This is a genomic window from Natronobeatus ordinarius (assembly GCF_024362485.1).
GTDB lineage: Archaea > Halobacteriota > Halobacteria > Halobacteriales > Natrialbaceae > Natronobeatus > Natronobeatus ordinarius.
Genome location: NZ_CP101456.1, coordinates 696837 through 716408, shown reverse-complemented (window position 1 = coordinate 716408; position 19572 = coordinate 696837). Strand labels below are relative to the sequence as shown.

Here is a 19572-nt window from a genome sequence, read left to right as displayed (position 1 = left end):
TCGTAATACGTGCAGTTGATGTACGAGAGCCACTCACAGGGGGCGATCGACTGGTGGTGGTCGACACCATGAGTCTGGACGTCACCGAGAAAGAGACAGACGAGGGCGTCTCGAGGCGCACGGTGTTGAAGTCGTTCGCGCTCGCCGCGGCCGCGACCGGCGTCGGCGTCGGCGGCGCGCAGTACTTCAGCCAGACGGGAAGCGCCGGCCAGTCACTCGAGTTCGACGTCGAGGAGGTGTCGACGGCCTGCTGGATCGGCAAGCAGGACTGTACGATGCGAGCGACGGTCGTGAACGACCGCGTCGTCCAGCTGCGACCCGAACCGAACGACGAGGTGATCGACGGCATCTGTCCGAAGGGTGCGTCGACGGTCGCCGACCTCTACGATCCGTACCGGATCAAACAGCCGCTCAAGCGCGTCGGCGGCGAGAAGGGCGAGGAAGGCGAATTCGAGCCGATCTCCTGGGAACAGGCCGCCGAGGAGATCGCAGCCGAGCTCGGACCGATGCTCGAGGACGACCCCCGCCGCGTCCACTTCCAGATCGGGCGCGTGAAAGGTGCGGAGTGGCACATGGACGGCTGGGTCGCCGCGCTCGAGGAGACCTACGGCGAGGGGGTCAACGTCCGTGGGCACGGCAACGTCTGTGCCACGGGCAACAAGATGGCACTCAGCCGCATGGGTGCTGGGTTCTCCTCGCCCGAACCCGACTTCGACAACACCGACTTTTTCCTGAACTGGGGCTGGAACGCCACGCAGGCAGGTGGGCCACACCTCTGCAACACCACGTACTCGAGGGAGATGGCCGAGGGGTACGAAGACGGCATGGAGGTCGCCGTGCTCGACCCCCAGCGCCGCGGTGCGGGCCAGTGGTGTGACGAGTGGATGCCGATCGAACCCGGCACCGACCTGGCCTTCTTCCTCGCGATGAGCAACGTGTTGCTCGAGGAGGGCTACGTCGACGAGTGGTTCCTCACGAACACCACCAACGCCCCGTGTCTGGTCTACACGGAAGGCGAGAACGAAGGCCAGATCGCCCGCGCCGACGACGCCGAAGACCCCGTCGAATCGGTGCTCTGGACCGAAGGCGAACTCGTCTACGACGAGGAGGCTGGCGAGATCGTGCCCCACGAGGAGACGCTGCCCGAGGACCCCCACGATCCGACGGCGGTCGGCACCGCCGCGCTCCGGGTCGACGAGGACCTCGAGGTCGACGGCGACGCGGTCCGTCCCGCCTTCGAACTGTTCGAAGAGCACGTCGCCGACTACACGCCGGAGTGGGCGGCCGAGATCACCGACCTCCCCGCCCAGCAGATCCGGCGGGTCGCCCGAAAGTGGGGCGAGAAGGCACGCATCGGCGCGACCACGACGGTCGACGTCGACGGCGAACGACGGCAGGTACCCTACCGGCCGGTCTCGATGTCGCTGTACCACGTCAGCCAGCAGGAACTCGGCCCGACCGCGATGCAGGCGGGGATGATGCCGCTGTTTCTCGTCGGTGCAGTCGAGACGGTCGGCGCCAGCCGAACGGGCTACTTCAACGCGCCGGACCCCTCCAACAGAGAACACGTCCGCGCGCAGGCGTTCGACCCCGAGGAGGCGCTCTCCTGGGAACCGGACGGCCCGGACCTCGAGGGCACGTACTTTCACCCGGACGCCAACGGGGCGTACGCCAGGGTTCCACACGTCCTCAACAACCCCGACGAGTACAACCTCCCGCACGATCCGTCGGAGATGGCCTGCGTCGTCTGTTACGCGAACCCGCTCGCGGGTGCCCCCAACAGGGAGCGATCCAGGGAGGGCTACTCCCAGTACGGGACGGTCATCGCGGTCGATCCCTTCATGAGCGACACGGCAGCGTACACCGCCGACTACGTGTTGCCGACGACGACCGTCGACAAGAACGAGAACGCCAAAGGCGGGATGAGCAACACCCACTACACGAGTTCGACGCGGACGGCCCCGATCCCACAGCTGTGGGAGTGCCGCGACGAGGGTGACATCTTCAAGGAGCTCGCCGACGCGCTCGGTGCCGGCGACAGCTACGTCGAGTTCGTCAACGACGCGTTCGAACTCGAGGACGCGGACGCCTTCGAGAGCGTCGACGACCTCACCGTCGAGGCGTGTCTCGACCGCTCGCCCCGCTACGGCGAGGAGTACCGCGACGGCCCACAGAGCGTCGAACGACCGCTTACCGAGCGCTACTGGGCGCTCATGCCGGTCTCCGAGCACCTCGACGAGGACGTCCACCGGACCGAGTACAGTCTCTTTGGCTTCAAGTGGCAGTTCTACCTCGAGTCGTTCGAACTCCTCGGACGGAACGTCCGCGAGGGCTTCGAGGCGGAGTACGGCGACGACGCTGTCGATCAGTTCCCGTACATCCAGGACATCACCGGCTTCGCACAGTGGCGCGAGCCCACGATGTGGAACTCCCCGGAGGAGTACGACCTCACCCTGTTCGACTACAAACAGATCGAACACAAGCAGTCCCGGACCGCACAGAACGCGCTGCTCAACGAACTCGCGCCGAAGAACCACGTCCGGATGAATCCGCGGGACGCGGCGGAGATCGGCGTTTCCGACGGCGACCGCGTCCGTATCGAGAGTCACAACGCGGTCACCGGCGACACGTACGAACTCGAGGGCGACCTGATGGTACTCGAGGGAATCAAACCGGGAACGATCGCGATTCCCTACGGAAACGACACCCACACCAAACACCCGAACGTGAAAGCACTCGACGAGGGGGCGAACCCCAACGACCTGTTCGACTCGACGGAAGGCTACTGTTCCTGGTCGGCCGACCAGTCGTTCCACATCCGTGTGAACGTCGAGCCCGCCGGGGGTGATGGTGCATGAGCCAGATGGGCATGGTCATCGACGTCGAGCGCTGTCAGGGCTGTCGCGCCTGCATGGTCGCCTGCAAGACCGAGAACGACACCCCGCGCGGCGCGTTCTGGATGAACGTCTTCCGCTACGAGGAAGGGGAGTTCCCCGACGTCGAGCAGGGCTTCACCCCGAACCCGTGTCACCACTGTTCGGAGCCCTCCTGTGCGGACGTCTGCCCGACGAACGCGCGGTTCAAGCGCGAAGAGGACGGCATCGTCCTCACCGATTACAGCACGTGTATCGGCTGTCGGTACTGTGAGGTCGGCTGTCCCTACGGCGTCAACTTCTTCCAGTGGCGCGACCCCGAAGAGGGACAGTACGGTTTCGCCGCTGACGACGAACTCGCCCGGGAGGTCCGCCAGAATCTCGAGGAACTCGACGCCGATCTCGACGGCTCCGGCGGTGCCTGGGAGAATCCGCGGCTCCAGGCGGCCCAGGAGCCACGCGGGACGAAGATGGGTGGCGGCAACCACAAGGTCGGCACGATGGGCAAGTGTACCTTCTGTGTCCACCGCCAGGACTCGGGCGACGACGAGCTGGCCGGGACGACCGCCTGCGAGGAGGTCTGTCCGATCAACGTGATCCACTTCGGCGACATGGAAGACCCACAGAGCAAGCCGCGCCAGTACCTCGAGGAGAAAGGTGCCAAACAGCGCTGGAAGATGCTCGAGAACTCCGGCAACGAGCCGAACGTCGTCTACCTCGGCGACAAACCGAGCAACGCCGCCCGCGGGATGGAAAACGAGTACAAAGACACCGACGAGGCGATCGAGGCCGAACGCGAGCGCGACGCTGCGTACCTCGTCGCCGACGGTGGTGAGGTCCAGTGAGCGCGATCGACGCCGACGTCGAGCGGCTGACCGAGCCGCTGCGGCGGACCTCGAGTAAGTTCTACGTCGCGCTGGCTGTCACGGCGATCCTCTCGCTGGCGACGGCGGTCGCCTACGTCAGCCAGCTGCGCTTCGGGATGGCCGTCACCGGCCTGCGCGGCTGGGGGACCCAGGGTGGCGTCCCGTGGGGGCTGTACATCGGGACGTTCATCTGGTGGATCGGCATCGCCCACGGCGGCGTGGCGATCTCGGCTGCGGTTCGTCTCTTCGACTTCGAGGAGTACCTGCCGATCGCCCGAATCGCCGAGATCCTGACGCTGATCGCGCTGCCGATGGCGGCGACGAACATCCTGTTCGACATCGGCCGCCCGGACACGCTCTGGGTGATGATCACCAACTGGCCGACGACGGTCCAGACCTCGCCGCTGACCTGGGACATGACGGCGACGTTCCTCTACTTCATCATGGCGGGAACGTACCTCATCATCACGCTGCGGACCGACCTGCACGACTGTCTGCAGCGCGGGACGCTGCCGTCGGCGCTGAACCCGCTGTACAAACTGTTGCTGATCGGCTACCGCCCCAGCGAGCGCGAGAAGAGCGCGCAGATGGCGTGGTGGATGGCGATCGGCATCCTGCTACTCGTCCCGCTGATGAGCGGCGGCGTGGTCCCGTGGCTGTTCGCCACGATGGGGATGCACCCCGGCTGGTTCGGCGCCTCCCACGGCCCCGCGATGTTCGCGGAGTCGATGACCTCGGCCATCGCCGCCGTGGTCATCACCGCCGCTGCCTTCCGGTGGGCCTACGGCTGGGACGACGTCATCGGCGACGAGATCTTCCGCGGCCTGAACAAGGCGCTGATCGCGCTCGTGCTGGTGACGCTGTGGTTCCTGCTCCAGAGCCTCGTTACCGGCTCGTACCCCGCCGCACCCGCCGAGACCGGCGCGCTCACCCAGTCGCTCGTCGCCGGCCGCATGGCAGTGCCGTTCTGGCTGGCCGTCGGCGGCCTGCTCGTCGCGCTGGCGTATCTCGTCGCCCAGGCGCTTCGCCCATCGCTCTACAGCGTCGCGGCCTCGGCGGTCGCCGCGTTCCTCGTGACGAGCGCAATCTTGCTGAAGAAGATCGTCTTCGTCGTCGAGGGGCTGCTCTACCCGACGCGCGACCCGCTCGCGGGCATGTTCCCCGAGAACAGCTACTGGCCGACGATTCCTGAGTTCACCATGGCGTTCGGAACGATCGCCGTGGCCGTGTTGATCTTCCTCGTCGCCACGAAGATCATCCCGATCGTCGAACTCGAGCACGCCAGCCCGGCCCCCGACGAGGCCGCGGAATCCGACGCGGAGGTGACCGAGGCATGAGCATGGGACTGTGGGTGATCTTCGGAATCGTCCTCGTGCCGCTGTACGTCACCCTGCTCGGCTGGTTCCTCGGGAAGCCACGCGACAACCGGACGGCCGCGATCGGCGTCGGTGTCATGGCGGCGCTGCTCTTGGCGATGGTCCTCGGGGCGGTCATCCCGATCGCCTTCCAGGTCATCATCCCCGGCTGAACCCACCCGCCACCTCGCAGTGCACCGATACCGAGAAACGTATTAGTCCTGGCCGATATGGATACGACGACCGTTCAGCATGCACGATTCGAACCGTTCAGGCCGACCGTCCGCCGCTGCGTCGACGATCGACGACGCGACGCCCTCGGAACTCGGCCCGCTCCTGGCACCGGTCTACCGGACCCTCGGCCGGGCCTACCTCGAGGCCCCCGACGACGAGCTTCTCGAGTCGCTCGAGTCGCTGTGTAGCGCCGTCGCGACCGACCCAGAGCTGCCCGACAACCTCGCCACGGCCGTCGACGCCGTTCTGGCGGCCGAGACCGACCTCGAGCAACTCCGGGCGGCGTTCACGCGGCTGTTCCACGGCGTCAGCCGCGGGGAGTCGACGCCGCCGCCGTACGAGTCGCTGTACGTCGACGGCGTGCTCAACGGCCCGAGTTCGCCGGCGGTCGAGGCCTTCTACCTCGAAGCAGGATTCGAGCTCGCGGTCGACGACCACCTCGTCGACCACGCGGGGTACGAACTCGCCTTTCTCGCCGAGCTGTGTGCCCAGGGCGATCGGACGCGCCAGCTCGCGTTCGTCGAGACTCACGTCGGCGACTGGCTCCCCGAGTTCCACGACGCGGCCGAACGGGACGATCCCCCGGCGTTCTACCGCGGGCTCTTCGCGCTGACCGAGGCCGTCCTCGACCTCCACGTGACGGCGCTCGAGGAAGAAGGCGTAACGATCGACCGATAATTCACGATAGATCTTCACGCTATGACGAGTTTCACGACAGCTGAACGAGGCGGACGCGAACCCGTCCACGACCGAATCGACCGCGTCGCTCGCCGGAGCGACGCCGAACCACGACTCAGACGGGAAGAGCCATGACCGACGACGCGAGCGTCGGTGCGTTCGTCTGTGACTGCGCCGGCACGTGTGCGCTCGACCTCGAGACCGTCCGCGACCGAATCGACGGCGTCGAGGTGGCGGCGAGCTCCGACCTGCTGTGTGGCGCCGAAACCGTCGACGATATTCGAGAGGTCGTCGAGGCGCGCGACCTCGAGGAGCTGCTCGTCACCTGTCCGGCCGCCGCCGGCCAGGCGAGCCTCGAGCGGATCGAGGCCGAGACCGATGTGACTATTCACTTCGTCGATCAGCGCGAGGGGGCGGGCTGGGTCCACGACGAGCGCGCAGCGACGGAGAAGACCGCCCGGCTCGTGAACGCGGCCCGGGCGAGCCTCGACCACGGCGGAGCCGACGAGCCGGCGGTCGACGCGACCGTCGGCCGGTCGGTGGCCGTCGTCGGCGACGCCGACCTCGCGTCCACGCTCGCCACCTCGGCCGACGTGACCCTGCTCGCCGACGGCGAGGAGTTCGACGACATCGACGTCGATCTCGCGGGGGTTCGCCTCGAGCGCGGCCGCGTCGTCGACGTTTCGGGCTCGCTGGGTGGGTTCGAACTGACCCTCGAGGCGCGGGTGACCGACGACTGCATCGACTGCCTGCGCTGCGTCGAGGCCGGCCCCGAGGACGCGGTGACGCGGACGCCGGTGGACGTCGCGCCCGACGCGCCGGACGGCGAGTGGGTCGAGGTCTGTCCGACGAACGCGATCGATCTTCGGGGAACCCGGCAGACGATCACCGTCGACCAGGTCGTCCACCCGGGTGCCGAGACGCCCGCCCCCGGCGGGAAGACGGGCTATCACACGGGAAGCGGGCTCGAGACCGTCGCGGCCGTAACCGCGCTGTTCGACGCCGACCTCGCCTCGGGCCTCGAGTACGACGTCGGGATCTGTGCGGCCGGCGACTCCGGCCAGCAGGGGTGTACGGCCTGTGTCGAAGCCTGTCCGCACGACGCCGTCTCCCGGCCGGCCCCCGACGAGGTCGCCTTCGATCTGGCGGCCTGCCAGACCTGCGGGGCGTGTACGAGCACCTGTCCGACGGGCGCCGTCGAACTGCCCGAACGCACGAACGAGCGACTCGCCCGCGAGGTGGAGGCGCTCGTCGCCGCGGAGCCGAGTGGCGGTCTCCTCGACCGGTCGGGCCCGGCGATCGACACCCAGGTCGTGGCGTTCGTCTGTTCGAAGCGGGCGGCGACGGCGCTCAGACGCTACGGCCGGCTCGCCGCAAGCGGCCGGGCCGACGTCGCCTACCCGCCGATCCTCCCCGTCGCGGTCGACTGCACGGACACCGTCGGCGAGGCCCACGTGCTCCACGCGCTCGCAGCGGGCGCCGATGGGGTGACGATTCTCGGCTGTGGCTGTGACTGCCAGCACTCGGGACCGGATCCCAAGGCCGAGTTCGTCGACCGGCTGAACCGGGCGACGACGGACCTCGGCCTCGGCGAACGGGTGGCCTTCCTCGCCCCCGACCCCGACGACCCCGCAGGCTTTGGGTCGTCGCTCTCGACGTTCGTCGACGGCCTGTCTCCGACGCCCGTCCCACCCGGCGCCCACGAGGCCACGGGTCGGGCGATCGAGGCCGACGAACGGTCCGCCTACGGGAACAGTACGTGGGCACTCGAGAGCGTCCGAGCGATCCTCGACCACGTCGAGCCCGACCGCGACCGGATTCGGGGGCTCGAGAACTTTGGCGTGATGACCGTCAGCGACGCCTGTGGGCTGACCCCGACGTGCTCGAACCTCTGTCCCGTCGACGCGATCCGCAACGAGGACGGCTGCCTCGAGTTCAGTCACGAGCGCTGTGTCAACTGCGGGCTCTGTGAGACCGGCTGTCCCGAGAGCGCGATCACGATGGAGCCGGGACTCGACCTCGGCTTGCTGCCGGAGCGAACCGGCGGGGAGGCCTGGACGGTCGTCCACGAGGACGAGCCCTTCGCCTGTCGGGGCTGCGGGGAGGAGTTCACCAGCACCGCGACCGTCGAGAACATGAAAGCCCAGCTCCCCGACGGCGAACTGCCGGGCGCCGAGGGCCACATGGCCGAGTACTGCAGCGACTGCAAGGGCGAACTCGCCTTCAAATTATGAGCACGATCGAACTTGCGACCACGGACGACGCGACGGTGCATCAACCGACGAACGGCGCGAACGGGGGCGGCCCGCGATGACGGCCACCGAAGCCGAGCTTCGCGACCGACTGGGCGAGATCGAGGATCCAGCGCTCGACGCCGACATCGTCTCGCTCGGGCTGATCGACGAGCTCCGCGTGGCCGACGGCGTCGCGGAGCTCACCCTCGAGTTCGCCGCGCCGTACGCCCCCGACGAGATGGCGATGGGACGGCAGATCCGCGAGGCCGCCGACGAGCTGGGACTCGAGGCGCGGCTCTCCGTGACGCTCCCGGATCGCGACCCGGGGAGCCCCATTCCGGGCGTCAGGAACGTGATCGCCGTCTCCTCGGGCAAAGGCGGCGTCGGGAAGACGACCGTCGCGACCAACCTCGCTGCTGGCCTCGCCGACGCGGGCGCTCGCGTCGGGTTGTTCGACGCCGACATCTACGGTCCGAACGTCCCGCGGATGGTCGGCATCGAGGCTGAGCCGGGCGTCACCGACGACGCGACGCTCGTCCCGCCGGTAGCCTACGACGTGACGATGATGAGCATGGCGTTTCTCGTCCCCGACGAGGAGAAACACGATCCCGCAATGCTCCGCGGGCCGATGATCGACAAGCTGATCGTCGAACTGCTGGAGGACGTCGAGTGGGGGCGGCTCGACTACCTGGTCGTCGATCTTCCACCGGGGACCGGTGACGCCCAGCTGACGCTGCTCCAGACGGTGCCGGTGGCCGGCGCGCTCATCGTGACCACGCCCGAAGACGTCGCGCTCGACGACGTTCGCAAGGGGCTGCGGATCTTCTCCGATCACGACGTTCCCATCCTCGGGCTCGTCGAGAACATGAGCGGCTTTCACTGCCCTGACTGCGGCGGGATCCACGACCTCTTCGGCAGCGGCGGCGGGAGCGAGGTCGCCGAGGAGTACGACGTGCCCCTGCTCGCCGAGGTTCCGATGGACCCCGAGATCCGGACGCGAAACGACGCCGACGGCCCGCCGGCCGTCCTCGGCGGCGGTCCTGCGGCGGAGCCGCTGTCGAATCTCGTCGATGCCGTGGCAAACCGCGTCGGCGCGGTTGGCCGGGCGTCCGCCGCCGGCGTCGAGCCAGGTGAGATCGGCCTCGAATCAGAAGAACCCGTCGGCGGCTCGAGTGACTCCCCGGCCGAGCGACCGACCGGCGACCCGACGACCACCGGCGACCCGACGACCACCGGCGACCCGACGACCACCGGCAATCTCGAGGACGTCGACCCGACGAGCGACGCTGAATCTCCGGCCGGGTCGACGGTCTCCGGTGGCCTCGACTTCTCCGAGGGCGACGGAGAGGCGGACTGAGACGGTGATCGAGCCGTGACAACCGGAATCGTCGTCGCCGGTGGCACCTCACGCCGATTCGGTCCCGGCGACAAGGCGCTTGCACCCGTCGCTGGCTCACCTATGATTCGACACGTCGTGGGCGCACTCGAGCCGATCACCGACGCCGTCGTCGTGAACTGTCGCGAAGGACAACGTCCGGCGTTCGAAACGGCGCTGTCGACCGGCGAGGGAGTTCGGTTCGCGATCGACCGAGTTCCTGACAGCGGCCCCGTCGCCGGGCTCGAGACGGCGTGTGCCGTGGTCGACGACGACGTGGCGATCGTCGTCGGCTGTGACGTCCCGCTCGTGACGACGGCGACGCTGTCGTCGGTGCTGGCTCGACTCGAAGCCCGCCCCGTCGACGTCGTCGTTCCGCGGGTCGACGGCCGGCGACAGCCGCTGTGTGGCACCTATCGGGTCGACGCGCTCGAGGATGCGATCGACGCCGTCGGCGACGCTCAGGGGTGCCGGGTCGGCGCGCTCTTCGACCACCTCGACGTCCACGCGGTATCGGCCCGCCGGCTCCCCGGCGGTGATCGTGCGTTCTGGAACGTCAACACCCGTTCTGACCTCGCGTTCGCTCGTCGGTGGCTCCGAGCGTCACGGCCCGGCCGCCTCGAGGACGGCCCTCGACCGGAGTAGACGAAATGGGCTTCCGACGGGGAGTCGGCGATCGGCGTCGTGTTCGCGCGATAACAGGCAACGCAGACGTTCGACTAGTTCTTTACGAGCCACGTCTCACCGTCTACTCGATGGCAGAATCGAGAGACAGACTCCGTCGCTACCTGGCCGACGAGTGGGGCGAGTGCCGGGACGGCGACCTCGAGCGACGGCTCGCGGAACTCGAAGCGCTCGAGGACTCGGTCGAGCCCACACTCGAGGAAGACGTCGAGGTACTCTCGGCGCTCGCCGACGACACGCGGTACCGGATCGTGCGGCTGCTCGCAGCGGCCGATGGAGAACTGTCCGTCTGTGAACTCACACCGTTGCTCGACGTCAGCGACAGCGCGGTCAGTCACGCCCTCACGCAGCTGACCGACGCCGGGCTGGTCGTCCGCCGAAAGGACGGCCGCTGGCGGAAGTACCAAACGACGAGCCGTGCGGACGCCCTGTTCGTCGCGCTGGACGGGACGCGGTAGCTTCGAACCGGACGACCGCGGTTCCGACGGTTGAGACGGACCGCTGTAGCCAGTTCCGGCGCAACTGCGATCGTGCTGCGGTTGTGTCGACACATCGGAACGGCAATCCATACACACTATCCAGACACTGCTAGCGACGGTTTCGACGCCTACCACCTCCTGAACACTGACAGCATGGACCGTGGTACGCAGTGGTTTTATCAGTTCGGGAAGCCGAGTGTAACCCGTTATGGGACAGACCCTCACCGAGAAGATCCTCGACGATCACCTCGTCGAAGGTGAACTCGAAACCGGCGAAGAGATCGGGATCGAGATCGACCAGGTGCTCACACAGGACACGACCGGGACGATGGTCTGGCTCCAGTTCGAGGCGATGGGACTGGACGAGGTCCAGACCGAGGTCGCCGCCCAGTACTGTGACCATCAGACCTACCAGTTCGACTTCAAGAACACGGACGATCACCGGTTCCTCCGCTCTGCAGCTGGCACGTACGGTGCGTACTTCTCCCGACCCGGGAACGGGATCTGTCACAACGTCCACCGGGAGAACTTCGCCGCCCCCGGGAAGACGCTGCTCGGGTCTGACTCGCACACACCCACGCCAGGCGGGCTCGGCCAGCTCGCCATCGGCGCCGGCGGCATCGACGTCACCGTCGCCATGGGCGGCGCTCCCTACTACATCGAGATGCCGAAAATCGTCGAGGTCCGACTCGAGGGCGAACTCCCCGAGTGGGCGACGGCCAAGGACGTCGTCCTCGAGATGCTACGCCGGCTGACGGTCAAAGGCGGCGTCGGCAAGATCTTCGAGTACACTGGCCCCGGCGTCGAGTCGCTCACCGCCCCCGAGCGGATGACGATCACCAACATGGGGACCGAACTCGGCGCGACGACGTCGATCTTCCCGACCGACGAGCGGACCCGCGATTACCTCGAGCGACTGGGACGCGCCGACGAGTACGTCGAGCTCCAGCCCGACGACGACGCCGAGTACGACGACCAGATCGTCGTCGACCTCGGGGAGCTCGAGCCGCTGATCTCGACGCCCTCGATGCCCGACAACGTCGTTCCCGTCCGCGAGGTCGCCGGCGAGTCCGTCGACCAGGTGATCGTCGGCTCCTGTACCAACGGCGCCTACGAGGACATCCTCCCCGCCGCGAAGATGCTCGAGGGCCGCGAGATGGCGAAGACGACCGAGATGATCGTCGCCCCCGGCTCGAAGCAGGCCTCAGAGCTCCTCGCGCGCGAGGGCTGGGTCGCCGAGCTGATGGCCGCCGGCGTCAACTTCTCCGAGGCGACCTGCGGCGCCTGCATCGGCATCGGTCACGTCCCCGCCTCCGACTCCGTCTCCCTGCGGACGTTCAACCGCAACTTCGAGGGTCGCTCCGGCATCGAGGACGACAACGTCTACCTCTGCTCGCCCGAGGTCGCCGCCGCCGCGGCGCTCGCCGGCGAGATCGTCGACCCCCGCAACCTGGCCGACGAGCTCGACGACCTCGAGGATCCCGGCGTCGAACTCCCCGACGAGTACGACGCCTCCAAAGCCGACCTCATCACCCCGGAGGAGGCCGTCGACGACGAACTCGTCAAGGGCCCGAACATCGGCGACGTGCCACTGAAAGACCCCCTAGACAGCGACCTCGCAGGCGAGGCGCTGTTGAAGATGGACGACAACATCACGACCGACCACATCATCCCCGCGACCCAGGACATCCTGATGTACCGGTCGAACGTCCCCAAACTCTCAGAGTTTACCCTCAGTCGGGTCGACGAGACGTTCGCCGAGCGCGCCCTCGAGGCCGACGGCGGATTTCTGGTGGCCGGCGAGAACTACGGCCAGGGCTCCTCGCGCGAACACGCGGCGCTCTGTCCCATGTATCTGGGCATCCAGGGCGTCTTCGCCCAGAGCTTCGCGCGTATCCACCGCGCCAACCTCTTCAACTTCGGGCTGATTCCGCTGACGATCGACGAAGAGACCTACGAGAACCTCGAGCAGGGTGACGACCTCGAGATCGTCGACGACGTCCGCGAGGGCGTCGAGAGCGGCGCCGAGGCGTTCACCGTCCGGGTCAACGACGACTGGGAGTTCACCGCCGAGCTCTTCGCCTCCGAGCGCGAACGCGCCATCCTGGCCGCCGGCGGCAAGCTCTCCTGGACGAAAGCGCAGGCCGAAGACGGCGACGCGGCGACGGCCGACGACTGATCGGTTCGGACCCACTCGAGGGGCCTACCCCGCTAAACGGGGTACCTACCCGAACACCACGAGCAACGGGAGCATCGAGCCGAGGCCGACGACGAACCCCACGAGGAGCTCGCGTCGGCCGCGGCCGGGGAGGTGTCGCCCGCGAGCCGCCGCCTCGGGAAGCATGTCGCGAGCGACGAGGTAGATCATCGCGCCGGCGGCGAGGCCGAAGCCGAACGGGAGGACGCCGGAGGCGACCGTGACGAAGTAGTAGGCGAGTACGGCGCCGATCGGCTGGGGAAGGCCGGAGAACACCGCCCAGCCGACGGTCTGCCAGCGGCCGATGCCGTACGTTCGCATCGGGATGGCGATCGCCAGCCCCTCGGGGACGTTCACGATCGCGACGGCGAGCGAGACGAAGACGGCGAGTGCGGGCACCGCGATGCCCGCGAGCACGAGGTCGCCCTCGAGGCCGAGCTCGGCGAACGCGACGCCGACGGCGACGCCTTCCGGGACGCTGTGGATCGTGAGCACGCCGACGATCAGGACGAGTTTATCGAAGTCCGCCCGCGCGAGCGTCCGCGGCTCGAAGTCGTGAGCACCGACGACGCGGTCGGCGACGACCACGAGGCCGACGCCGACGAGCAGCCCCGCGACGACGTGGATCGGCGAACCCGCCTCGAGCGCCTCGGGGAGCAGCCCGAACAGCGACGCCGAGAGGATGATGCCGGCGGCCAGCCCCCAGAGCCCGACGAGCCAGCGGTCGCTCACCTCGTCGGTCAGGAAGAACGGCAGCGCCCCGAGTCCGGTCGAGAGCGCCGTCACCAGGCCGGCGAGGAAGACGACGACGAGGTACTCGAGCGGAACCGTCACGGTTCGACCCTCGAGCCGGTTGCCGATGGAGACCTCACGAGACGAGCACGACCGGGGAACACGGTTCGACGGCGACTTTCGGTCGGCCCGGCATAGGTATTTCGCGTCCGGACCACGAAGACGACCCGTATGGACGACCCCGAACGAACGACCCCCGGCGGTGGTTGGCGGTGAGCACTCGAGCCGGCGAGCTCGTGAGCCACCGCGACGTCGTCGCCAACGGAATTCGACTCCACTGCGTCGTCGCCGGTCCCGAAGCCGGCGACCTCGTCGTCCTCTTACACGGCTTTCCCGAGTACTGGTACTCCTGGCGTCACCAGATCCCCGCCCTGGTCGACGCCGGCTACCGCGTCGTCGCCCCCGACATGCGCGGCTACAACCGCTCGGAGAAACCCCACGGCGTCGCCGCTTACCGCCTCCCGGCGCTGGTCGGGGACGTCGTCGGCCTGCTCGACGCGTTCGGGGCCGATCAGGCCCACGTCGTCGGCCACGACTGGGGCGGCGTCGTGGCCTGGGAACTCGCCGGGGCGCACCCCGAGCGGGTGACGTCGCTCACGGTCATGAACGCGCCACACCCGGCCAAGTACGTCCGCGAATGCTCCCTCGAGCAGGCCCGGCGCTCGTGGTACGTCCTCGCGTTCCAGATTCCGTGGCTGCCCGAGCGGCTGTTCGCGAGTCGTGACTTCGCGGCGTTCGAGACGCTGTTCGGCGAGGGAGCCGTCGAGCCGAACGCGTTCACGCCGGCGGAAATCGAACGCTACAAGGCCGCGTTCCGCCGGCCGGGGGCGCTCGAGTCGGCGATCAACTACTACCGGGCGCTGTTCAGAGACTCGATGCCGGGCGAGCTGCTCGCGCGGGTTCCGGTCGTCGGGCCCGCCATCACCGATCCCGTCACCCCGATCGAACCGCCGACGCTAGTGGTGTGGGGCGAACGGGACGTCGCGCTCTCGATCGAACAGGTGGAGGGACTCGAGCGCTACGTCGAAACCGTCCGGATCGAACGAGTGCCGGACGCGAGCCACTGGGTGCAGGTCGACAGACCGGATCGGGTGACCGACGCGTTAGTCGGGTTTCTCGAGTCGAACCGGTGACGGCCCACGCCACGGACAGGACGGCAACAGCGCAGACGGTCAGGGGGTCGACGTCGGATGCGACCGAGTGACCTCGACTTCGGGCTCACCCTCCGTCGTGACGGTCACGGAGACGTCCTCGAAACACTTCTGGTAGACGGCGGCGTGCTGGCCGTCGGCGCTGATCCGAATCCGTTCTTCGACGAGCTGGGCGTCGGTCAGTCGCTCGAGTTTTCGGTAGGTAGTCGAGAGAGGGATATCACAGCGCGTGGAGATTTCGGTGGCGCTCAGGGAGTCCTCCGTCGTCGCCTCGAGAATGTCGCGAGAGGCGTCGTCGGCGAGGGCCTCGAGGACGGACTCGGCATCGGGTGCGTCCCGGGACACCAGCCCACGTCGCTTCGACGGCCGTTGATTCAGATCCTGGTTCGTGGCGGACATACGTTGACGGATACTGGTTGCCGCTGGATGGCCACCAAATGAATCCCTCAAAATAGAGGGGGCATTATATGTAGCGTCGAAATCCACGCCCCGGGAGGTGCGACTCGAGCGCCCGGGACGAGTGCGGGTACGGGACGAGCGTCGGCCGACCTCGTCACGGACGCCCCACCTTCATCCCCCATCATATAGAGGGGGACGTCTTTAGCGGACGAAACGTAACGGCTAGGCACCGATGGCGACGGGAATCCGAGCGGAGGTGCGAATCGACGCCGCGAGCGTCTGCCCTGTCGCGCAGTTCTCGGCGGAGGCGGAGATGGCGAGCCACTCGGTCAGCAAGAGCGTCTCGCCAGCGGATGAGCGGACGGTGACGGAGGAGTTCATCGGAGCGTCAGCGGAGGAACTCACCGACGTCGACGTCGACGAGGGGTTGACGGAGGTGTTTCGCTACGGCTCGAGTTCGGCGTACCGGTTCGAGCGCGAACTGGGCGTTGGCTGCCCATGTGAGTGCATCGAGGCGTTCGACTGTCCGGTCACCGACGTTCGGGCGCGCGACGGTGGGCTGTATCTCACGTTTCACGCCCCGGAGATGGCGACGTTACAGACCATCATCGGAGAGTTGCGCGACCGCTATTCGGGACTCGACGTGCAACGGTTGCTCCGCTCGCGCGAGGAATACGCAGCGGACAGCCTCGTCTTCGTCGACCGAAGCGCGTTGACCGACCGCCAGCGTGAAGTGCTGGAGACGGCCCACCGGATGGGCTACTTCGATCACCCGAAGGGGGCGAACGCAGGCGAAGTCGCAACGGCACTCGACATCACGACCTCCACGTTCACCGAGCACCTCTCGGCAGCCCAGCGAAAACTGCTCGGGGCGGTGATCGACTCGTGATCGCCGAGACACCCTGTATATAGTGGACCGATACCTAAGACACGACCTGACGAACACGAATCTATCATGAGCAAATACGAGTTTACCTGTCCGGACTGTGGCCAGGCGATCGAGGTCAACGAACCGATGCGGGAGGCGATCCTCGAGCACGGCTGCCCGGTCTGTGGGAGCGTGGTCGAGCCCTCGAGTTTCGTCTCGCTGCCGACGACCGGTTGATACTGACGGTTGTAACTGTTTACCGGTGATCGTCGTCCCGGTGGGGCGACGATCGTCGGTAAGAGACTACAACCATCGGTATGAGACCGAGTCGACGTCACCGTGCTCCGCCTCACGGTCCACCAGCGCGAACTGTCGGGCGAAACTGTTTTTGTGTGGACGGGCAAATTCCAGCCACTCGACCATGGTACCAGACACCACACATATCGTCAAAGACGGCGGGCTCGTTCTCTGGCGGAACGACGACTTCATCATCTCGGTAGCGGAGGCCGAATCGATCGTAGCGGAGCTCAGACGACTGCTGGAACACGACGAGACGGCCGCCGTCTTCGTCGACAACCGAAACGCCGGCGGCGCGTGGCCCGCCGACGTGAACGAGGTCTGGGCCGAGTTGATGGGCGACCTCTACGAACAGGGGGTGCGGTGTGCGACGGTCTCGCCGAACGTCACGAACGCGATGCAGATCAATCGACTGGCGACCGACGCCGGTATGGACGACGCGATCAAGGCATTCGATCCGGATGGGTACCAGGACGCAGTCGACTTCGTCCGCGCAGCCATCGAGTAACTCGATACGGCAATTCGTCTCAGCCGTCGTCGATCCCCACGAACACGGGGTCGCGAATCTCGAGCGCCGACTCGAACTCCTCGAGTCGATCTTCGCGGCGGCCGATGCGCAGCAGTTGTTCCTCGTGGGCCCGGCGCACCGCCGACCGCTCGCGGTCGGTAAAGCCCAGCCGATCACCGATTTCCTCCCAGTGGCCCCACTCGACGAAGAAGGCACATCGGTCGTCGTCCTCGTAGGCACACTCGTAGCCACGGCGATACGTCTCGAGTCGCGACTCGAGGTCGACCTGCGCGAGCTCGACCAGATCGGGGAGACGAGCCGGCGGGACACTGGCTTTCGCAGCGGTGAGCAACAGCACCTGCCCGTCGATCGGCTCGCCCGCCATCAGCCCCCCGCACGCATCGCCTTCGTGGCGAACCGTTCGACCAGCGACTCGAGTCGCTCCTCCTCGCCCTCGAAGACGACCGTCACCTCGGTTAGCGTGAGCGAGGGACCGATGGAAACGGTCTCGGCGGAGAGCCGGGCCGACCAGCCGTCACCCTCGACGGCGTCGTCGGCGACCTGTTCGCCGCCGAGCTTCTGCAGGTACCGAATCGCCAGCCGCTCGGAGATGCCACGAAAGGAGCGTTCGACGCGCGTCGTCATGGCTCGAGAGTCGTGGGCCGACAGCAAAAAGGCGCGGTCGGCGAGCGTCGGTCAGCTGGTGCCGCCCGCCACCGGCGGAAACACCGAGAGCAAATCTCCCTCCTCGAGTTCCGTCTCGGCGTCGTCCATGTGGACCACGTCGCGGCCGTTTTTCAACACGCTCAACTGTGGCGCGATCGAGCCGTCATCGAGCAGTCGCCCCTCGAGTCCGTCGTACTCCGTCTCGAGCGCCGCGAGGACGTCGCCCACGGTGGCGTCGTCGTCGACGTCGCGGCTGAGTTCTTTCTGGCCGACGGCTTCCCGAAAGGTCGCGAAAAATCGCAGGTCGAGTTCCATAGCTACACACTCGTCGCGGGAGCCTATAAGTCTCGACGCTCGTCTACGCCGCCGACGGTGCTGAGGTGTAGGAGACGGCGTCGAGTCCCGCCGACTCGAGCGCGTCGTCGATCGCCTGCTGACCGCGTGCTTTCGCCGATCCAGGGTCGTCGGCCTCGGCGGCGACGGTCACTGCAAACGCGACCGTGATCGTGTACGGATCGAACGGGGCCGTCGGATGCTCGTACACCTCGGCATCGGTGACCGTCCAGTCGGTGATCGTGTCGTCGGTCTCGAGTTCCTCGAGGCTCGCCGTGAGCTGGGAGACGGCCTCGTCGCGAGCGGTCGTGTCAGTTCCTTCGTGTAGCGTCACCAGCGTCGTTCCCTCGAGGGAGACGGCGTACTCCATGGGACTACCTATCAATCGAGAGGATTTGAACCCTCGGGCTGACACTGGGGTCGCATTATATGTGGCCCCGGTTGAACGTCCGATCCTCGACGAGTCACGGCTCGAGCCGATCGTAAATCCGCGCGAGCTGCTCGAGGGAGTGGTCGACCGAGAGCATCTCGCGTCGGCGCTGACAGAGGTCCGAGAGCCGATCGTTCTCCTCGAGCGTCCGCCAGATCGCGTACTGAAAGCCCCCGATGTCGCCGGCCTCGTACCGGTAGCCGGTCTCGCCCTCGATGACGGAGTCGGTGAGCGCGCCCTCGTCGACGGCAACGACGGGCGTGCCACAGGCGGTCGCCTCGAGCGCGACGAGTCCCTGGGTCTCGACCGGGCTGGGGAAGACGAAGGCGTCGAGCACCGAATAGAAGGCGGGGAGGTCCTCACGCTCGAGAAAACCCAGAAACCGTACGTCCGCACTGGATTCGCGGGCATGATCCTCGAGCTCGTCACGAACAGGGCCGTCACCGCCGATGACGAGCGTGACGTCGAGGTCGGCGACGGCGTCGATCGCCTCCGAAATGTTCTTCTCGGGGCCGTGACGACCGGTGTAGCCGAGGACGGGTCGCTCCGACGGAAGATCGTAGAGGCGACGAAAGGTCGTCGGATCGACGGGCCGGAAGAAGTCGACGTCGATGCCGTTCGAGACGACCGTGACGTCGACGTCCGCGCCGATGCGCTCTAAGAGGTGGCGCCGAGCGAACGACGTCGGCGCAGTGACGTGGTCGACGCGCTCGAAGAACGAGCGTTCGTAGGCGCGACAGGTGTACTCGAGGCCCTCGACGAGACTCTCCGGGACGTGCTGGTCTGCCCGGTCGTCGAGCAGCGTGTGGTAAGAGGCGACGACGGGGATCTCGCGCTTTCTGGCGAAGCGAATCCCCGCGTAGCCGACGGTAAACGGCGTGTGGACGTGGACGAGGTCCGGCGTCTCGAGGTCGTCCGGGATCGTCGGGAGCCCGAGACGATACCGCGAGTACAACGGCGCGGGAACGCTCCGGACGGGGTACTCGTCGGCGGCTGGCTGGTGCCCGTCCATCCGCGGATAGACCACCGGCATCGTCCCCCAGCGGCACGACCAGCGCTCGCGCCAGAGACTGACGGTGTACGTGACGCCGTTGACCGTCGGCAGGTAGAGGTCCGTAAACGCGGTGACCGTCTCGACTCGAGACATGACCGT

General features: G+C 67.2%; 21 protein-coding genes. 14 read left to right on the top strand and 7 right to left on the bottom strand.

The window, feature by feature from the left end; all coding sequences use genetic code 11:
- The first annotated feature begins 68 nt into the window (after nt 1-68).
- From NMQ09_RS03740 to NMQ09_RS03695, 10 genes are all read left to right on the top strand, one after another.
- Entirely contained in the window at nt 69-2858 is a 2790-nt protein-coding gene (locus tag NMQ09_RS03740) for a molybdopterin-containing oxidoreductase family protein (protein WP_255193107.1), read from the top strand.
- Nucleotides 2855-3718, top strand: a complete 864-nt coding sequence (locus NMQ09_RS03735) for a 4Fe-4S dicluster domain-containing protein (RefSeq protein ID WP_255193106.1) — start codon at nt 2855-2857, stop codon at nt 3716-3718. The genes NMQ09_RS03740 and NMQ09_RS03735 overlap by 4 nt, the downstream gene beginning before the upstream one ends.
- Nucleotides 3715-5076, top strand: coding sequence for an NrfD/PsrC family molybdoenzyme membrane anchor subunit (gene nrfD / locus NMQ09_RS03730; protein ID WP_255193105.1), 1362 nt, complete (start codon nt 3715-3717; stop codon nt 5074-5076). Before NMQ09_RS03735 ends, nrfD begins: the two co-directional genes overlap by 4 nt.
- Complete coding sequence (locus tag NMQ09_RS03725) at nt 5073-5267, top strand: hypothetical protein (RefSeq protein WP_255193104.1); 195 nt, start codon at nt 5073-5075, stop codon at nt 5265-5267. Before nrfD ends, NMQ09_RS03725 begins: the two co-directional genes overlap by 4 nt.
- 79 nt (nt 5268-5346) lie before the next feature.
- Nucleotides 5347-6006: a TorD/DmsD family molecular chaperone gene (locus tag NMQ09_RS03720; protein ID WP_255193103.1), complete on the top strand. Its 660-nt coding sequence runs from the start codon at nt 5347-5349 to the stop codon at nt 6004-6006.
- Nucleotides 6007-6137: 131 nt separating this feature from the next.
- Nucleotides 6138-8240 carry a 4Fe-4S dicluster domain-containing protein gene (locus NMQ09_RS03715; RefSeq protein ID WP_255193102.1) on the top strand — a complete coding sequence of 701 codons (2103 nt, stop codon included), beginning with the start codon at nt 6138-6140 and terminating at the stop codon, nt 8238-8240.
- Nucleotides 8241-8316: 76 nt separating this feature from the next.
- The gene (locus NMQ09_RS03710; protein ID WP_255193101.1) at nt 8317-9597 is read left to right on the top strand and encodes an Mrp/NBP35 family ATP-binding protein; all 1281 of its coding nucleotides are present in this window, start codon (nt 8317-8319) and stop codon (nt 9595-9597) included.
- Nucleotides 9598-9612: 15 nt separating this feature from the next.
- Nucleotides 9613-10260 (top strand): molybdenum cofactor guanylyltransferase, encoded by a 648-nt coding sequence (mobA, locus tag NMQ09_RS03705; protein WP_255193100.1) that lies wholly within the window; start codon nt 9613-9615, stop codon nt 10258-10260.
- Between the two features lie 110 nt (nt 10261-10370).
- Nucleotides 10371-10757, top strand: a complete 387-nt coding sequence (locus tag NMQ09_RS03700) for an ArsR/SmtB family transcription factor (protein WP_255193099.1) — start codon at nt 10371-10373, stop codon at nt 10755-10757.
- 229 nt (nt 10758-10986) lie between these two features.
- On the top strand, nt 10987-12957 hold the full coding sequence (locus NMQ09_RS03695) for an aconitate hydratase (protein ID WP_255193098.1): 1971 nt from the start codon (nt 10987-10989) through the stop codon (nt 12955-12957).
- Between the two features lie 45 nt (nt 12958-13002).
- Here NMQ09_RS03695 and NMQ09_RS03690 read toward each other — a convergent pair whose 3' ends face one another.
- A complete protein-coding gene (locus tag NMQ09_RS03690) occupies nt 13003-13809 on the bottom strand; it encodes a ZIP family metal transporter (RefSeq protein WP_255193097.1) in 807 nt (268 codons plus the stop codon).
- Between the two features lie 170 nt (nt 13810-13979).
- Between NMQ09_RS03690 and NMQ09_RS03685 the strand changes: the two genes are divergently transcribed.
- Nucleotides 13980-14900 (top strand): alpha/beta fold hydrolase, encoded by a 921-nt coding sequence (locus NMQ09_RS03685; RefSeq protein ID WP_303842769.1) that lies wholly within the window; start codon nt 13980-13982, stop codon nt 14898-14900.
- Between the two features lie 39 nt (nt 14901-14939).
- Here NMQ09_RS03685 and NMQ09_RS03680 read toward each other — a convergent pair whose 3' ends face one another.
- Complete coding sequence (locus NMQ09_RS03680; RefSeq protein ID WP_255193096.1) at nt 14940-15317, bottom strand: ArsR/SmtB family transcription factor; 378 nt, start codon at nt 15315-15317, stop codon at nt 14940-14942.
- 232 nt (nt 15318-15549) lie between these two features.
- Here NMQ09_RS03680 and NMQ09_RS03675 point away from each other — a divergent pair, with 232 nt between their 5' ends.
- The 3 genes from NMQ09_RS03675 to NMQ09_RS03665 all read left to right on the top strand — a co-directional run bounded on the left by NMQ09_RS03675 (nt 15550) and on the right by NMQ09_RS03665 (nt 16990).
- Nucleotides 15550-16206 carry a helix-turn-helix domain-containing protein gene (locus NMQ09_RS03675; RefSeq protein ID WP_255193095.1) on the top strand — a complete coding sequence of 219 codons (657 nt, stop codon included), beginning with the start codon at nt 15550-15552 and terminating at the stop codon, nt 16204-16206.
- A gap of 66 nt (nt 16207-16272) precedes the next feature.
- Nucleotides 16273-16422, top strand: coding sequence for a DUF7560 family zinc ribbon protein (locus tag NMQ09_RS03670; RefSeq protein WP_255193094.1), 150 nt, complete (start codon nt 16273-16275; stop codon nt 16420-16422).
- Nucleotides 16423-16606: 184 nt separating this feature from the next.
- Nucleotides 16607-16990, top strand: a complete 384-nt coding sequence (locus NMQ09_RS03665; protein WP_255193093.1) for a hypothetical protein — start codon at nt 16607-16609, stop codon at nt 16988-16990.
- A gap of 19 nt (nt 16991-17009) precedes the next feature.
- Here NMQ09_RS03665 and NMQ09_RS03660 read toward each other — a convergent pair whose 3' ends face one another.
- The 5 genes from NMQ09_RS03660 to NMQ09_RS03640 form a co-directional block, all read right to left on the bottom strand.
- A complete protein-coding gene (locus tag NMQ09_RS03660) occupies nt 17010-17375 on the bottom strand; it encodes a DUF8048 family protein (protein ID WP_255193092.1) in 366 nt (121 codons plus the stop codon).
- Nucleotides 17375-17635 carry a MoaD-like domain-containing protein gene (locus NMQ09_RS03655; RefSeq protein ID WP_255193091.1) on the bottom strand — a complete coding sequence of 87 codons (261 nt, stop codon included), beginning with the start codon at nt 17633-17635 and terminating at the stop codon, nt 17375-17377. Before NMQ09_RS03655 ends, NMQ09_RS03660 begins: the two co-directional genes overlap by 1 nt.
- A 51-nt stretch (nt 17636-17686) precedes the next feature.
- A complete protein-coding gene (locus tag NMQ09_RS03650; RefSeq protein WP_255193090.1) occupies nt 17687-17971 on the bottom strand; it encodes a ubiquitin-like small modifier protein 1 in 285 nt (94 codons plus the stop codon).
- A 43-nt stretch (nt 17972-18014) separates the two neighbouring features.
- Nucleotides 18015-18359, bottom strand: coding sequence for a hypothetical protein (locus tag NMQ09_RS03645; protein ID WP_255193089.1), 345 nt, complete (start codon nt 18357-18359; stop codon nt 18015-18017).
- A gap of 94 nt (nt 18360-18453) precedes the next feature.
- On the bottom strand, nt 18454-19566 hold the full coding sequence (locus NMQ09_RS03640; protein ID WP_255193088.1) for a glycosyltransferase: 1113 nt from the start codon (nt 19564-19566) through the stop codon (nt 18454-18456).
- Between the last annotated feature and the right edge of the window lie 6 nt (nt 19567-19572).

What these genes read in the sequence shown, in the direction of transcription:
- NMQ09_RS03675 (WP_255193095.1), top strand. Translation starts at nt 15,550, where the DNA reads ATGGCGACGGGAATCCGAGCGGAGGTGCGAATCGACGCCGCGAGCGTC.
- NMQ09_RS03650 (WP_255193090.1), bottom strand. Translation starts at nt 17,971, where the DNA reads ATGGAACTCGACCTGCGATTTTTCGCGACCTTTCGGGAAGCCGTCGGC.
- NMQ09_RS03655 (WP_255193091.1), bottom strand. Translation starts at nt 17,635, where the DNA reads ATGACGACGCGCGTCGAACGCTCCTTTCGTGGCATCTCCGAGCGGCTG.
- NMQ09_RS03660 (WP_255193092.1), bottom strand. Translation starts at nt 17,375, where the DNA reads ATGGCGGGCGAGCCGATCGACGGGCAGGTGCTGTTGCTCACCGCTGCG.
- NMQ09_RS03645 (WP_255193089.1), bottom strand. Translation starts at nt 18,359, where the DNA reads ATGGAGTACGCCGTCTCCCTCGAGGGAACGACGCTGGTGACGCTACAC.
- NMQ09_RS03665 (WP_255193093.1), top strand. Translation starts at nt 16,607, where the DNA reads ATGGTACCAGACACCACACATATCGTCAAAGACGGCGGGCTCGTTCTC.
- NMQ09_RS03740 (WP_255193107.1), top strand. Translation starts at nt 69, where the DNA reads ATGAGTCTGGACGTCACCGAGAAAGAGACAGACGAGGGCGTCTCGAGG.
- NMQ09_RS03720 (WP_255193103.1), top strand. Translation starts at nt 5,347, where the DNA reads ATGCACGATTCGAACCGTTCAGGCCGACCGTCCGCCGCTGCGTCGACG.
- NMQ09_RS03710 (WP_255193101.1), top strand. Translation starts at nt 8,317, where the DNA reads ATGACGGCCACCGAAGCCGAGCTTCGCGACCGACTGGGCGAGATCGAG.
- NMQ09_RS03715 (WP_255193102.1), top strand. Translation starts at nt 6,138, where the DNA reads ATGACCGACGACGCGAGCGTCGGTGCGTTCGTCTGTGACTGCGCCGGC.
- NMQ09_RS03700 (WP_255193099.1), top strand. Translation starts at nt 10,371, where the DNA reads ATGGCAGAATCGAGAGACAGACTCCGTCGCTACCTGGCCGACGAGTGG.
- NMQ09_RS03735 (WP_255193106.1), top strand. Translation starts at nt 2,855, where the DNA reads ATGAGCCAGATGGGCATGGTCATCGACGTCGAGCGCTGTCAGGGCTGT.
- NMQ09_RS03640 (WP_255193088.1), bottom strand. Translation starts at nt 19,566, where the DNA reads ATGTCTCGAGTCGAGACGGTCACCGCGTTTACGGACCTCTACCTGCCG.
- NMQ09_RS03680 (WP_255193096.1), bottom strand. Translation starts at nt 15,317, where the DNA reads ATGTCCGCCACGAACCAGGATCTGAATCAACGGCCGTCGAAGCGACGT.
- NMQ09_RS03670 (WP_255193094.1), top strand. Translation starts at nt 16,273, where the DNA reads ATGAGCAAATACGAGTTTACCTGTCCGGACTGTGGCCAGGCGATCGAG.
- NMQ09_RS03695 (WP_255193098.1), top strand. Translation starts at nt 10,987, where the DNA reads ATGGGACAGACCCTCACCGAGAAGATCCTCGACGATCACCTCGTCGAA.
- NMQ09_RS03725 (WP_255193104.1), top strand. Translation starts at nt 5,073, where the DNA reads ATGAGCATGGGACTGTGGGTGATCTTCGGAATCGTCCTCGTGCCGCTG.